Here is a 13,771-nt window from a genome sequence, read left to right as displayed (position 1 = left end):
ATAATAATTATGAAATCAACTAGGAGAGTGCCTTTTGAAAATTAATAGTAAAATTGCTAAAGTAATGATGATGACAGCTACACTTATTGGAATGAGCGCAGTTGCAGAACAAGCTAACGCTTCAGATAGTGTAACTGAACTAACAAGCACGATTGCTAAATTAAATAGCAAGAGCACTAAAGTTGCTGCAAAATTAGCAACAATTAATAGTGAAATTACTTCAACTCAAGCTGAAGTTAAGGATGCTAAAGATACAGCTGCAAAACTTGAATCAGATCAATACAAATTAGGTAAGAAGATCAGCAGATTAAATGTTGAAATTTCACAAAGAGATTCACAATTAGCTGATCAAACACGTGCTTTACAAGTTGATGGAAGTACAGCAAGCATGGTTGAATTTGTTTCAGATTCAAAAAGTGTTGTTGATGCCTTCAAACGTGTGGGAACAGTTACAACATTAGTTGGTGCTGGTCAAAAAGCTGCTAAACAACAAAAAGCTGATAAAGCAGAAGTTAAATCTTCTAAAGTTGAATTAGATGAAAAGGCTGCAGATCAACAAAAAACAGTTAAAGAATATACAAACAAACAAGCTGAACTAGCGGTTAAACAAGCAAACGCAAATACATTAAAAGCACAAATTGATACAAAAAAATCAGATACACAATCATCTATCGATAAAGCAAAAGCAGCAGAAAAAGCTGCTGAAAAAGCAGCAGCAGAAACTAAAGCAGCAAATGAAAAGAACGATGCAGCAGCAGCAGATGCAGCTGCATCAAAAGCAACTGAAGCTGCAAGTACAGATACTTCAAGTAATAAAGCAGTAAAAAGCTCAAATACTTCAGCTTCAAGTGAAAAAGCTGTCACAACTTCAACTACAAATAGTTCAAGTAAAAAAGCAGCAACAAGTGCTGTGAGTGCTTCAAGTCTTGATACAAGTAGTATTACTGCTCTAGCAAGATCATTAACAACAAAGAGCATCCCATATGTATGGGGCGGAAAATCATTGAGCGGTTTTGATTGTTCAGGATTTACTAGTTATGTTTATGCTCATGCTGCTGGAAAATCTATTGGTGGCTACACTGTTGCTCAAGAAGGACAAGTTAGCTATGAATCAGTTTCTCAAGCACAACCTGGAGACTTACTTTTCTGGGGATCAAAAGGATCATCATACCATGTTGCTATCTACTTAGGTGGAAGTCAATTTGCTGAAGCTCCAACTGAAGGACAAAATGTTAAAATTAGCACAATGAGTGCTTACTGGAAACCAGATTTTGCTGGTCGAGTAAAATAAATAATTAAAAGACTTAAGACAACAATGTTGTTTTAAGTCTTTTTTGTTATAATGAGTATTAATGAAGAGTGAAGAAGGTTTTAATAATGGTTGAATTAGTCATGGTAAGACATGGTGAGAGTCTAGCAAATCAAAATAATGAATACACCGGTTGGACAGATGTTCCATTAACGGCTAAGGGCATCGCTGAAGCTAGAGTTGCAGGAACAGTTATTCTTAATACAAATATTCAATTTTCACAGGTTCATACATCTGTCTTAAAACGAGCTATTAAAACGAGTAATATTATGATGGAAGAAATGAATCAACTTTGGATTCCAATACAGAAAAATTGGCGTCTTAATGAACGACATTATGGTGCCTTGCGCGGTTTAAATAAAGATGAAACCAAACGTATCTACGGTATTAAACAAGTAGCCCAATGGCGCCGTAGTTATACGACTATCCCACCTAGTTTATCTGTACCTGATAATGATAGACGGTACAAGCAACGTGTTAAAAGTAGCTTACCAACATCAGAAAGCTTAGAAATGGCATTTAAACGGATTTTACCTTACTGGCAAGATGTCATTGCCCCAGAGTTAAGACAAGGTAATAACCAGTTGATTGTCGCACATGGCAGTACACTTAGGGTATTGATAAAATATTTAGAAAATATTTCAGATGCAGATATTGATGGCGTTGAGGTTCCGAATGGTGTCCCTATTTGGTATACATTAAATGATGATTTAACAATTAAAAGCAAAAAAATTTTAACACAAAAAAAGTAACAACAATTCAATATTGTTGTTACTTTTTTAATTATGCTAATGCACCCATTGGATCCCAAGGAGCAAGGACTTTAGGTTCTTCTTTTAGAATAGCTTGTAATTTTTCTGGTAAGAATTTTTTGTTAACGACAACTTGATAACAATATTCTTCCATCCAGTCATCACTCATAACGAAGAAGCCTTTATTACCAACTTTTTCGCCCCATGAGTTTTCAACTTTCCATTTGGTTGCTTGATCATTAACCAAATCAACACCTGTTAGAACCATAGCATGAGTCATTAGACTCTCACCGTAATCAAGGCGTTCAGCTTTTGATAAAGCTAGATCAATATTGAACAATTCATCTTTATGATAAAGTTCAGTATCCATAATACCAATTTGGCGTTCAGACGATTGACCAACATCACAACCGAACCAGACGCTCTCGCCAGATTGTAATTGTTTGATGGCAACATCTCTAAAATCAGCCATGTTAATGTTTAAATGGCGAATAGGACGCCCATCAACAACATTTCCAAGACGATCAACTGTGTACATATTATTGTAAGGTTTATCATCTGTTGGACCATTAATGATTGAGACGTATTCATCTAAGTCCCAACCGATAAATTTTTCATAGAATGTTTTTGGTGTTAAATTTTTATCAATATGATATTCATTATCAGAATCACGATATTCAAAGTCAAATGTTGCAGGAGGTTCACCAAAACTGTATGCTAATAAACGATAAATTTCAGTAAGTTTAGCTTCTTTGACGACTTCAATTTCTTTTGAACTTGTTCCGGCAGCAACGAGTTCACGTAAATCAACAGCATCTTTTCTTAATTTTAAGTTTAAAGTTGAATTGATTTCGCTTGATTTAGAACTATTATATGTTTCAGGCATCACAGATTGAGGAACAACACCATATTTTTCAATAATTGCAACGATCATATCCCATTGGCCGCCATCTTGTTGTGGAGTTGTCATTAACCATGAAACGGTACGGTCACTAGTTGGTTTATCAGCTGTTTCAAGAACATTTTGATAAAAGTAATTTGCTTTTTCAAGTTTATCCCAGAAGTAAGTGAAATTTTGTGACAATTCAAAATCTTTGGCAACTTTAAAATTTGTTTTCATGTCATGACGCATTGTATTTAATGCGGCGAACATCCAACAACGACCTGATTGCTTTTGGTTAGAAACATTACCAACATCCAGATCAATTGAGAAAACAGGTTCCATTTTAGCTTGGGCTTTTAAATCGTAACTATTTGCTAAAATACCATTTTTTGTAACGGCACGTTCAATAACTTCATGGCTTTCACGTGCATGTAAATTTTTTTGGAATTTTGCGAGTTGTTCTGAACTAATTGATTGTGTCAAAAAAATCACACTCCTATATAAGATTTAAGTACTGTGGCTATTATAATATATCTCGTTAGATTAGTAAACAATGTTAAAAAGAAAAGAAAATTCTCATTTTTAAATAAAATCAATTTGCGTATTTAAAAAGAGCCAATAAAAATTAGCTCTTCTTTAGAATTATTTAATTGTAAAGGTGTCAGAACGTGCGTGTAAAACTTCAGGACCATCTTGACGTCCAACGATAACCGTATTTACACAATCTAAAAATAGACCTTGTTCTACAACACCAACTTGTTTAGCTAAATAATCTTGTATGCTAGCAGGATCGTTTATTTCACCTAAATATAAATCGATGACAAAATTTTTAGAGTCAGTTAAAACATTTTCATTATCAACAGTTCTAAATTTGGGATTAAATCCTTTAGCTTCTAATTTTTTGAATAATTGATGACTACCGTAAGGGATAACTTCAACGGGAAGAGGGAATTTACCCAACGTATGAACCATTTTACTTTCATCAACAATCCACATATTTTGATTTGAATTAATAGCAACAATTTTTTCAAATAAATGAGCAGCACCGCCACCTTTAATACCTTGGAAATGGTCATCAATTTCATCTGCACCATCAATTGTTAAATCAATGTGGTCAACTTCATCAACTGATTTAACTGGAATACCAAGTGATTTTGCTTGTTCTTCAGTTCTAATTGATGTTGAAACACCGATAATTGATAAGTTTTCATTTTTAACACGTTGACCTAATGCATCTACCATAAATTTAACGGTTGAGCCTGTACCAAGTCCAACAACCATACCGTCTTTAATAAACTCGACAGCTTTTTGTCCAACTAATTTTTTTAAATTGTCTTGATTCATGTGTGTCACTCTCCTATTTTTTATTTAGGTGTATAAATTAATTCTAAAAGTTCTGGATGTTCACTAAAATAAAACTTTGTATAAGGGCATAATGGTAAAATAGTTTGCTGATTTAGAATAACTTGTTTAATTAAGTAATCAGTTGTACTTTTTGCAAGCCCTTGATGACGCTGATTGTCAGCTACCCAAGTATGTTCAATGACCATTGTCTGATTAGCATTAATCATGGTAAAACTAATTCGACTAATTAACTCGTCATTAACGTTGTACACGCGTAAATCGGTTTCATTTAGTTGGAAATCCATTTGAACACCTTCCCTTTGAATGTAATTATACCATTAAAAAATGCCCAAAAACTAGCCATTTATGTCATAAATGAGGTAAGATAAAAAGTAAACAGATTACGGGGATAAACAAATGAAAACAAGAGGATTTGAAATTGTTACTAAATATGCAGGGAAAATTGACTTACCCGTTCGATCAACAACAACTTCGGCAGGATATGACTTAGCTGCAGCTGAAGATTTTACATTACCTTCAATCTGGAAAAGTGGATTTTTAAAGGTTTTATGGCTAATTAGGCATCGTGAATCGGTGGCTGAAGAAGAGCTCATTCAAGCAAATAAAATTTTGAAACCTTATTTAATTCCCACAGGAATTAAAGCGTATATGCTAGATAATGAATTTTTATTATTAGCAAATCGTTCAAGTAGCCCCTTAAAACGTGGACTGATTTTACCAAATGGAATTGGTGTTATTGATTCTGATTACTATAATAACGAAAAAAATGAAGGTGAAATTTTCATACAAATTGTTAATTTTAGTTTAAAAGATCAAATGGTAAAAAAAGGAGATCGGATAGGCCAAGGGATTTTTATGCCCTATTTAACTGTTGATAATGAAAAGGTGACCGCTACAAAACGTATTGGCGGATTTGGTTCATCAGGTAAATAGTTATTATAGAATGATTAAGAATTTCAATTGAAATTACAGGTTGTCGTTTATGTGATAAAATATTAACAATAGAATTTATAATGAAAGGGTGGGGAGTTTGTATGGCAAAAGTAAAAACGCAATTTGTATGTCAAAACTGTGGATACACCTCACCAAAGTATTTGGGTCGTTGCCCTAACTGTAACGAATGGAACACGATGGTAGAAGAGCGTGAACAATCACAAAAAGCAGATCGTAAAGCTCGTGTCAGTTTTACTGGAGCTTCTGTTAAACCAGAACTATTAGATGATATCTCAATGGCAGAACAAGAACGTGTTGAAACTGAGTTAGGTGAATTAAATCGTGTTCTTGGTGGTGGTGTTGTACCCGGGTCATTAGTTTTAATTGGTGGTGATCCAGGCATTGGTAAATCAACATTACTTTTACAAGTTTCTGGTCAACTAAGCCAAACTGGCGGAACTGTCTTATATGTTTCTGGTGAAGAAAGTGCTGTTCAGATTAAAATGCGTGCACAGCGCCTCGGTGTTGGAGGTCAGAAATTTTATCTTTACCCTGAAACAGATATGGGTAATATTCGTCAAAATATTGAGACATTAAATCCTGATTACGTAGTCATTGACTCAATTCAAACAATGCAAGAACCAGAAATGTCTGCTGCAGTTGGCAGTGTTTCTCAAATTCGAGAAGTAACTGCTGAATTATTACAAATTGCTAAAACGAATGGTATTACGATTTTTATTGTTGGACATGTAACAAAAGGTGGTGCAATTGCTGGTCCCAAAATTTTGGAACATATGGTTGATACAGTCCTTTATTTTGAAGGAGATATGCATCACACGTTCCGTATTTTACGCGCTGTTAAAAACCGATTTGGTTCAACAAATGAAATTGGAATTTTTGATATGCGTGAAGGTGGGTTATTTGAAGTTGCAAACCCATCAGAAATTTTCTTAGAAGAACGTTTGGCTGGCGCAACAGGTTCTGCTATTGTTGTATCTATGGAAGGAACACGACCTATTTTGGTTGAAGTTCAAGCATTAATCACACCAACAGTTTACGGAACGGCGAAGCGTACAACTACAGGGCTTGATCACAATCGTGTGTCATTAATAATGGCCGTTCTTGAAAAACGTGCAAGTTTATTATTACAGAACCAGGATGCTTATCTTAAGGCGGCTGGTGGCGTAAAATTAGATGAACCAGCTATTGATTTAGCGATTGCTGTTAGTATTGCGTCAAGTTATCGAGATAAAGAAACAGACCCTGCAGACAGTTTTGTAGGTGAAATTGGATTGACTGGTGAAATTCGACGTGTTAATCGGATTGAACAACGGGTTGCTGAAGCACAAAAGCTTGGATTTAAACGAATTTTTATTCCTAAAAATAATTTATCAGGATGGACACCACCTAAAGGAATTACAGTTGTTGGTGTTGCTACACTAAGCGAAGCACTAAAAGTAGTGTTTAGTTAGAAAGGAGGAGTTGTCAATGCGTAGAAATATTATTAAAGGTGTTGTTGCACTAGTCGGCGGTGGAATTGGTGTTAGTTTGCTACCACTTTTTTGGAAATTAGTGAGTATTGCGGAGATTGGTATATTAAATAATAGTGTTGTTAATTTTTTAATAGGTGTCGGTTTAGCTCTTATTCTATCTTTATTTATCATAACGCCACTAGAAAAATTACTGGCAAATATTGAAAATTATTTAACTAATCAAAGCCCAATGATGCTACTAACAGCGAGTGTTTCAACTATTGTTGGTATGGTTATTGCAATTTTAATCTCAACACCATTCTATCGATCAGAAATATGGCTATTGAACACAATTGTACCCGTTTTGTTACTATTTTTACTTGGATACTTGGGTTTTGTTATAGGAACTAATCGTTTGGAGGATTGGCGTAAATTATTTGCATCAAAAAATAAGAAAAGTGATGTCGTTGAAAGTAGTTTACTAGACCGTAATGTCAATGATAATTATCATGAATATAAAATATTAGATACAAATATCTTAATTGATGGCCGGATTTATGATTTGATTAAAACTGGCTTTATTGAAGGAACATTATTAGTTCCTAATTTTGTTTTATATGAACTCCAATATATTGCAGATTCAGCTGATAGTATCAAACGTGTTCGGGGTCGTAGAGGATTAGATATTTTAAATAAACTTCAAGATGAAAAAATCATGCCGATTGAAATGTATGAAGGTGATTTTGAAGAAATTGAAGAAGTAGATAGTAAGTTAATTAAATTAGCTAAAACGATTGATGGGGTTATTGTCACAAATGATTTTAATTTAAACAAAGTTAGCGAATTTCAAAATGTCCAGATTTTGAATGTAAATGCACTAGCTAAATCATTGAAACCTCGGGTTATTCCTGGAGAACAATTACATGTTATGGTAATAAAAAATGGTTCTGAGCGTCAACAAGGTGTTGCTTATTTGGATGATGGAACAATGGTTGTCGTGGAAGAAGGAAAGTATTTCCTAAACAAATCAATTGACGTTGTCGTTACAAGTGCACTTCAAACGGATGCTGGAAGAATGATTTTTGCAAAACCATTACATTCAATGAAAAAAATAAACGATAAGAAATAAAGTCAATACTAAGATTATTGGCTTTATTTTTTATCCGATTCATTGTAAACTAGATTAGTTGAATAAAGCCTTAAATAAACGGTTTATATCGTAGTAACTAAATACAGAAAAAAGAAAGAGGCGTTATCATGGCTAAAAATAAAATTCGTGTCAGATATGCACCAAGTCCAACTGGACATTTACACATTGGAAATGCTCGTACCGCTCTATTTAATTACTTATTTGCGAGAAGTCAAAAGGGTACTTTTGTTATCCGTATTGAAGATACTGATACAAAGAGAAATATTGCTGATGGTGAACGCAGCCAACTAGATAACTTAAAATGGTTAGGCATGGATTGGGATGAAGGTCCTGACAAACCAGGAGAATTTGGTCCTTATCGTCAATCAGAACGTAAAGATATCTATTTACCATTAATCCAAGAATTAGTGGATAAAAATTTAGCTTACGAGTCATATAAAACAGAAGATGAACTCGAAGCAGACCGTGATGCTCAAAAAGCACGTAATGAAATGCCACATTATGAATACGAATATGCAGGTATGTCTGATGATGAGATTACTGCTAAAATTGCAGAGTCAAAAGCTGCCGGTTTAACACCTGTTATTCGTTTCCGTGTTCCAGCAAACAAAAAATACGAATTTAAAGATATTGTTAAAGGTGAAATTACCTTTGATTCCAATACTATTGGTGGCGATTTTGTTATTCAAAAACGTGATGGTATGCCAACATATAACTTTGCTGTTGTTGTTGATGATCACTTGATGGAAATTACGCATGTTCTTCGTGGGGATGACCATATTGCCAATACGCCTAAGCAATTGATGATTTATGAAGCATTTGGCTGGGATGCACCTATCTTTGGACATATGACATTAATTATCAATACAGAAACAGGAAAAAAATTAAGTAAACGTGATGAAAATGTTCTCCAATTCATTGAACAATATCGTGAATTAGGCTACTTGCCAGAAGCTATGGTAAACTTCATTACCTTATTAGGCTGGTCACCAGTTGGCGAAAGTGAAATTTTCTCTCGCCAAGAATTGATTAAAATGTTTGATCCTAAACGTTTAAGCAAGTCACCAGCTTCATTTGATGGTAAAAAATTAGAATGGATTAATAATCAATATATTAAAACAGCTGATGAAGATAAAGTAATGGATTTGGCTTTACGTCAATTAATTCAAGATGGTAAAATTGAAGCTGATCCAAGTGCAGAAAGAATTGAATGGGCTCGTAAATTAATTAGCCTTTATAAGCAACAAATGTCATATACAGGTCAAATTACTGAAATGGCAGAAGTATTTTTAAGCGAACCACCTGTTCTTGATGATGAAGCAAAGGCAGAGTTAGCTGTTGAAACAGCACCAACAGTTTTAAAAGAATTTGCTGAACGCATTAAAACGATTGATATTTTTGATGCTGTTGCTATCCAAGCAACAATTAAATCAATTCAAAAAGATACAAAAATTAAAGGTCGTCAATTATATATGCCAATCCGTATTGCAACAACGCGTGAAATGCATGGACCAGAACTACCAGCATCAATCGAATTGCTTGGTCGTGAAAAAGCATTAGCTCATTTGAACAAAACGTTAGAAGAAATGAATACAAAATAATTTTTGATAAGAGAGAGTAACAACTTATTGGCGTTTTTTAGAAAGTTTTCGGTGATGTGAGAAAACAAACGTTAGTTGTGAAGTGCCTCTTTAAAATGCTATGATGAACAAAGTAATTATAGTCGTGTAATGAACGTTAACTCATTGTTGGATGTAGGTTCACTACATCTTAAGGAGTGGAACAACGTTGAAGACGTCTTTTATAAGTATATAAAAGACGTCTTTTTTTAACAAAAAGATTAAATGGCGGGTGATAAAATGATTTCAATTTATAATACATTAACGAATCAAAAAGAGGTTTTTAAACCACTTGTGTCTGGGAAAGTTAGTATGTACGTTTGCGGGCCAACCGTTTATAACTATATTCATATTGGAAATGCGCGAAGTGCTATTGCGTTTGATACAATTCGTCGATATTTTGAATATCGTCATTTTAAAGTTAACTATGTATCTAATTTTACAGATGTTGATGATAAAATGATCAAAGCTGCTAAAGAAGACCATATAACAGTTCAACAATTAGCCGATAAGTTTATTGCTGCTTTCATGGAAGATACCAAGGCATTGGCGATTGAACCAGCAACTAAAAATCCAAAGGCGACAGAAAATATTGATGATATCATTCAATTTATATTAAATTTAATTGATAAAGGTTATGCTTATGTATCTGATGGGGATGTTTATTTTAGAACGCGTAAATCTCCAGATTATGGTAAATTATCTGATCAAAATATCAACGAATTAGAACAAGGTGCCAGTCAGCATGTTGATACTGAAGAAACGGCTCGAAAAGAAGATGAAATTGATTTTGCACTTTGGAAATCAGTCAAAAATGATGATCTTTCTTGGAACTCTCCATTTGGTAAGGGCCGTCCGGGTTGGCACATTGAGTGTTCTGTAATGGCAACAAAATACCTAGGTCCAACGATTGATATTCATGGTGGTGGACAGGATTTAATGTTTCCACATCATGAAAATGAAATCGCTCAAAGTGAAGCTGAAACGGGTCAAAAATTTGCTAACTATTGGATGCATAATGGATTTGTAACAATTGGTGAAAATGATGAAAAAATGAGTAAATCACTAGGTAATTTTGTTACGGTGCATGATATGATTAAAGAAGTCAATCCACAAGTTATCCGTTTCTTTATGGCAACAACGCATTACCGCCGTCCAATTCAGTATAGCCAAGCGAATATTGATGAAGCGACTAATAATTTAAATAAATTGAAAACAGCATTTGATAACTTAACTTATCGATTGAACGATGCTATTTCAGGAGAAAATAAATTAATAGAAAATCAAATTAATGAGAGCTTATCCAATTTTGAAACTGCTATGGATGATGATTTTAATTCACAAAATGGTATTGCAGTTATCTATGATTTAGCTAAGAAAATGAATGTCTATTCTGAAAACAAACAAGTGGAACGAGATTCAATTAATCACTTGTTAGAAATTTTTAAAGAAATGACATCAGTTTTTGGATTAGCTTTTGGACAAGTAGCTGATGCTCTAGATATCAGAGTTGAAAAATTAATTGCACAAAGAATAGAAGCTAAGAAACAAAAAGATTTTCAAAAAAGCGATGAAATTCGAGATCAACTTGCAGCAGAAGGAATTATTTTGGAAGACACACCACAAGGAACTAGATGGAGAAAAGACTAATGGAAAATAATGCAGATTATCAACAAATGAATGGGATTGCGTTAGCTTATATGGGCGATGGTATTTATGAAGTATTTGTTCGTAAACACTTACTTGTACAAGGACTTACAAGACCAACTCAATTACACCATCAAGCAACACATTATGTATCAGCCAAAGCACAAGCTTTCTTGATAGATAAAATGACAGAAAATAATATTTTAACTGAAGAAGAAATAGACTACTTTAAACGTGGACGTAATGCTAAAAGTCATACTTCAGCTAAAAATACATCAGTAATAACGTATCGTATTTCAACTGGATTTGAAGCATTGTTTGGCTACTTATTTTTGAGTAATCAAAACGATAGATTGGCCGAATTGGCAAAATGGTGTATTAACACCGTTGAAAAGGAGAACTTAAATGGGACAACCAAGAAGTAGTGAAGAGGCTGGCGATTTTATTATTGGTCGTCACCCTGTAGAAGCAGCGTTAAAAAGTAATCAATCAATTAACAAATTATTTTTACAAACTGGATTAAAATCAGATGTTTTAAGTGGTATTGAACAGTTAGCTAAGAAAAAAGGTATTATCACACAACTAGTTCCTAAAAGTAAATTAGATTTATTATCAGATCAACAAAATCACCAAGGCGTTATTGTAGCAGTTGCCGCATTTGAATATGCAACTATTGAAGATCTTTTCAAAAGTGCAGCTGATAAAGATGAACCACCATTTTTCCTTATTTTAGATAATGTTGAAGATCCACATAACTTAGGATCAATTATGAGAACAGCCGATGCTGCGGGTGTACATGGAATTATTATTCCAAAACGTCGCGCAGTCGGTTTAACGTCAACAGTTGCTAAGACGTCAACAGGTGCAATTGAATATATGCCAGTTGCTCGCGTAACTAATTTGGTAAATACTGTAAATGAATTGAAAAAGGCCGGATTATGGGTCTTCGGAACAGATATGGATGGACAAGATTATCGTGAATGGGATGCTAAAGGACCCACAGCCCTCGTAATTGGTAACGAAGGTAAAGGTATTTCACCGTTATTGAAAAAAGCTTGTGATGGTATGTTGACTATTCCAATGGTTGGACACGTTCAAAGTTTAAACGCCAGTGTCGCAGCCAGTTTACTTATTTATCAAGGATTTACTTCTAGGGGTAAATAATAATGAAAAAGCAAATTTTGGTTGTAGATGCCTATAATATGATTGGTAATTGGCCAGAATTAAATCGATTGAAACAATCAGAGCGACTTGATGAAGCACGTGACTTGCTACTGCACAAATTATCAAATTATCATAAACAGATTGACTCTCGGTTAATCGTTGTCTTTGATGCAATGTATGTTCCAGGACTATCAAAGAGTTATACAAAATATGGATTAGAGATTATTTGGACAGCAGAGGGTCAGACGGCTGATAGTTATATTGAAGCAATGATAGGTGAGTTACAGACTAAACTCACACAGGTAACTGTTGCAACGAGTGATCAAGCAGAACAGTGGACTATTTTCTCACAAGGTGCATTAAGAATTCCTGCATGGGAGTTATACAAAGACATTAATGAATCTAAAAAAGAAGTTGCTCAACAAGCCAAAAAATATCAAACGGAGGCATCGGTTCGTCGTTCACCATGGGACTCAGAACAATTAGATAGTCTGGCTGAATTGCGTGATCACCTATCACATGACTAAGCAACTGTTGTAATCAGTCATTATGTTTGGTATATTGAAAAATGGAGACCCGGATATGGAGAGTCTACTTGTTAGATGAAACTTACCGGAGTACTGAAAACGAAACAGATTTTCAATTGATTTGCCAAATTAAATTAGGTGCAGAACATAAATTTGAACCGTTATTTGAACGATATCGTCCAATGGTTTATTCGATGATTCGTAAATACTATCTAAAATTATGGGATACTGAAGATTTTTTACAAGAGGCTAGAGCTGTTTGTTTTAAAGCATTAAAAAATTACCAACCGAACAAAGGAATTACGTTTGGACAGTATTTTAAAACCAGTCTATCGAATTGTATTTTTAGTTTAATTCGCAAACAATCAGCGACTAAAAGGCTGTCTGATGCGAACTCGCATTCTTTGGAACGATATGAAGAAACTTATGGTGAATGTGAACGGCCTTCGTTTTATTGTGAGATATTGGCAGATGACAGAATTATCCTTCAAGAAAAATTGGATGATTTTGAATTGAAATTGTCAGAGTTAGAAAGAAGTACTTTTGTTTTACTTTATTATCAAATGAAAAAGCCAGAAGAAATTGCGCTTATTTTAGAGTGCGATATGAAAAAGGTATTAGGATCTATCTCAAGGTGTAAGAGTAAGCTTGGGTTATTTTTTAAAGAAAATCGATAATTAGGAAAGAAAGAAAAGAGGGTGGTTCCTTTTTTCTTTCTTTTAATGTAAAATGAGTGTATTCTTTAAAAATGTTAGTCGAAGTTAGCGTTAGTTAACTTTACATTAAGGAGAAAAAGTCATGGCACAAAGAAAAGTAGCATTGGCTTGTATCGTTTGTGGCTCACGAAATTATATTGTAGCTGCAAAACCGAGCAGAACCGAACGCTTAGAAGTAAATAAATTTTGTAAATATTGTAATAAACATACGTTACATCGTGAAACAAAATAGGG

The 13,771-nt window shown here is 34.1% G+C and carries 15 protein-coding genes; 12 read left to right on the top strand and 3 right to left on the bottom strand.

Annotated features, from left to right (window positions below; genetic code table 11):
• The first annotated feature begins 34 nt into the window (after nt 1–34).
• Nucleotides 35–1,291, top strand: coding sequence for a C40 family peptidase (locus AC1RPK_RS06945; protein ID WP_481761883.1), 1,257 nt, complete (start codon nt 35–37; stop codon nt 1,289–1,291).
• An 86-nt stretch (nt 1,292–1,377) separates the two neighbouring features.
• Nucleotides 1,378–2,061, top strand: a complete 684-nt coding sequence (locus AC1RPK_RS06940; protein WP_481761884.1) for a 2,3-bisphosphoglycerate-dependent phosphoglycerate mutase — start codon at nt 1,378–1,380, stop codon at nt 2,059–2,061.
• Between the two features lie 31 nt (nt 2,062–2,092).
• Here AC1RPK_RS06940 and AC1RPK_RS06935 read toward each other — a convergent pair whose 3' ends face one another.
• From AC1RPK_RS06935 to AC1RPK_RS06925, 3 genes are all read right to left on the bottom strand, one after another.
• Entirely contained in the window at nt 2,093–3,427 is a 1,335-nt protein-coding gene (locus AC1RPK_RS06935; RefSeq protein ID WP_481761885.1) for a C1 family peptidase, read from the bottom strand.
• A gap of 159 nt (nt 3,428–3,586) precedes the next feature.
• The gene (rpiA, locus tag AC1RPK_RS06930; protein ID WP_481761886.1) at nt 3,587–4,288 is read right to left on the bottom strand and encodes a ribose-5-phosphate isomerase RpiA; all 702 of its coding nucleotides are present in this window, start codon (nt 4,286–4,288) and stop codon (nt 3,587–3,589) included.
• 20 nt (nt 4,289–4,308) lie between these two features.
• Nucleotides 4,309–4,593, bottom strand: coding sequence for a GNAT family N-acetyltransferase (locus tag AC1RPK_RS06925; protein ID WP_481761887.1), 285 nt, complete (start codon nt 4,591–4,593; stop codon nt 4,309–4,311).
• Nucleotides 4,594–4,705: 112 nt separating this feature from the next.
• Between AC1RPK_RS06925 and AC1RPK_RS06920 the strand changes: the two genes are divergently transcribed.
• The 10 genes from AC1RPK_RS06920 (at nt 4,706) to rpmG (ending at nt 13,769) form a co-directional block, all read left to right on the top strand.
• Nucleotides 4,706–5,242 carry a dCTP deaminase/dUTPase family protein gene (locus AC1RPK_RS06920; protein ID WP_481761888.1) on the top strand — a complete coding sequence of 179 codons (537 nt, stop codon included), beginning with the start codon at nt 4,706–4,708 and terminating at the stop codon, nt 5,240–5,242.
• 101 nt (nt 5,243–5,343) lie between these two features.
• On the top strand, nt 5,344–6,714 hold the full coding sequence (gene radA, locus AC1RPK_RS06915; RefSeq protein ID WP_409021546.1) for a DNA repair protein RadA: 1,371 nt from the start codon (nt 5,344–5,346) through the stop codon (nt 6,712–6,714).
• 16 nt (nt 6,715–6,730) lie between these two features.
• Complete coding sequence (locus AC1RPK_RS06910; protein ID WP_481761889.1) at nt 6,731–7,843, top strand: PIN/TRAM domain-containing protein; 1,113 nt, start codon at nt 6,731–6,733, stop codon at nt 7,841–7,843.
• Nucleotides 7,844–7,971: 128 nt separating this feature from the next.
• Nucleotides 7,972–9,465: a glutamate--tRNA ligase gene (gene gltX / locus AC1RPK_RS06905; protein WP_481761890.1), complete on the top strand. Its 1,494-nt coding sequence runs from the start codon at nt 7,972–7,974 to the stop codon at nt 9,463–9,465.
• A 258-nt stretch (nt 9,466–9,723) separates the two neighbouring features.
• The gene (cysS, locus tag AC1RPK_RS06900) at nt 9,724–11,133 is read left to right on the top strand and encodes a cysteine--tRNA ligase (RefSeq protein WP_481761915.1); all 1,410 of its coding nucleotides are present in this window, start codon (nt 9,724–9,726) and stop codon (nt 11,131–11,133) included.
• The gene (locus tag AC1RPK_RS06895; protein WP_409021543.1) at nt 11,133–11,555 is read left to right on the top strand and encodes a Mini-ribonuclease 3; all 423 of its coding nucleotides are present in this window, start codon (nt 11,133–11,135) and stop codon (nt 11,553–11,555) included. The genes cysS and AC1RPK_RS06895 overlap by 1 nt, the downstream gene beginning before the upstream one ends.
• Nucleotides 11,536–12,294: a 23S rRNA (guanosine(2251)-2'-O)-methyltransferase RlmB gene (gene rlmB / locus AC1RPK_RS06890; RefSeq protein WP_481761891.1), complete on the top strand. Its 759-nt coding sequence runs from the start codon at nt 11,536–11,538 to the stop codon at nt 12,292–12,294. Before AC1RPK_RS06895 ends, rlmB begins: the two co-directional genes overlap by 20 nt.
• Nucleotides 12,295–12,296: 2 nt before the next feature.
• The gene (locus tag AC1RPK_RS06885) at nt 12,297–12,821 is read left to right on the top strand and encodes an NYN domain-containing protein (RefSeq protein ID WP_481761892.1); all 525 of its coding nucleotides are present in this window, start codon (nt 12,297–12,299) and stop codon (nt 12,819–12,821) included.
• Nucleotides 12,822–12,889: 68 nt separating this feature from the next.
• A complete protein-coding gene (locus AC1RPK_RS06880; protein ID WP_481761893.1) occupies nt 12,890–13,498 on the top strand; it encodes an RNA polymerase sigma factor in 609 nt (202 codons plus the stop codon).
• A 121-nt stretch (nt 13,499–13,619) separates the two neighbouring features.
• On the top strand, nt 13,620–13,769 hold the full coding sequence (rpmG, locus tag AC1RPK_RS06875; RefSeq protein ID WP_057974231.1) for a 50S ribosomal protein L33: 150 nt from the start codon (nt 13,620–13,622) through the stop codon (nt 13,767–13,769).
• Nucleotides 13,770–13,771: the final 2 nt, after the last annotated feature.

The organism is Dellaglioa sp. CoH-55-MRSF-6 (assembly GCF_056782215.1).
Note: the sequence above shows the minus strand (reverse complement) of the source record. Positions and strands in the feature narration are given on the sequence as shown.

Excerpts from the sequence above, each read along its gene's own strand:
- AC1RPK_RS06940 (WP_481761884.1), top strand. The coding sequence starts at position 1,378 with ATGGTTGAATTAGTCATGGTAAGACATGGTGAGAGTCTAGCAAATCAA.
- rpiA (WP_481761886.1), bottom strand. The coding sequence starts at position 4,288 with ATGAATCAAGACAATTTAAAAAAATTAGTTGGACAAAAAGCTGTCGAG.
- AC1RPK_RS06925 (WP_481761887.1), bottom strand. The coding sequence starts at position 4,593 with ATGGATTTCCAACTAAATGAAACCGATTTACGCGTGTACAACGTTAAT.
- AC1RPK_RS06920 (WP_481761888.1), top strand. The coding sequence starts at position 4,706 with ATGAAAACAAGAGGATTTGAAATTGTTACTAAATATGCAGGGAAAATT.
- radA (WP_409021546.1), top strand. The coding sequence starts at position 5,344 with ATGGCAAAAGTAAAAACGCAATTTGTATGTCAAAACTGTGGATACACC.
- AC1RPK_RS06910 (WP_481761889.1), top strand. The coding sequence starts at position 6,731 with ATGCGTAGAAATATTATTAAAGGTGTTGTTGCACTAGTCGGCGGTGGA.
- gltX (WP_481761890.1), top strand. The coding sequence starts at position 7,972 with ATGGCTAAAAATAAAATTCGTGTCAGATATGCACCAAGTCCAACTGGA.
- cysS (WP_481761915.1), top strand. The coding sequence starts at position 9,724 with ATGATTTCAATTTATAATACATTAACGAATCAAAAAGAGGTTTTTAAA.
- AC1RPK_RS06895 (WP_409021543.1), top strand. The coding sequence starts at position 11,133 with ATGGAAAATAATGCAGATTATCAACAAATGAATGGGATTGCGTTAGCT.
- rlmB (WP_481761891.1), top strand. The coding sequence starts at position 11,536 with ATGGGACAACCAAGAAGTAGTGAAGAGGCTGGCGATTTTATTATTGGT.
- AC1RPK_RS06885 (WP_481761892.1), top strand. The coding sequence starts at position 12,297 with ATGAAAAAGCAAATTTTGGTTGTAGATGCCTATAATATGATTGGTAAT.
- rpmG (WP_057974231.1), top strand. The coding sequence starts at position 13,620 with ATGGCACAAAGAAAAGTAGCATTGGCTTGTATCGTTTGTGGCTCACGA.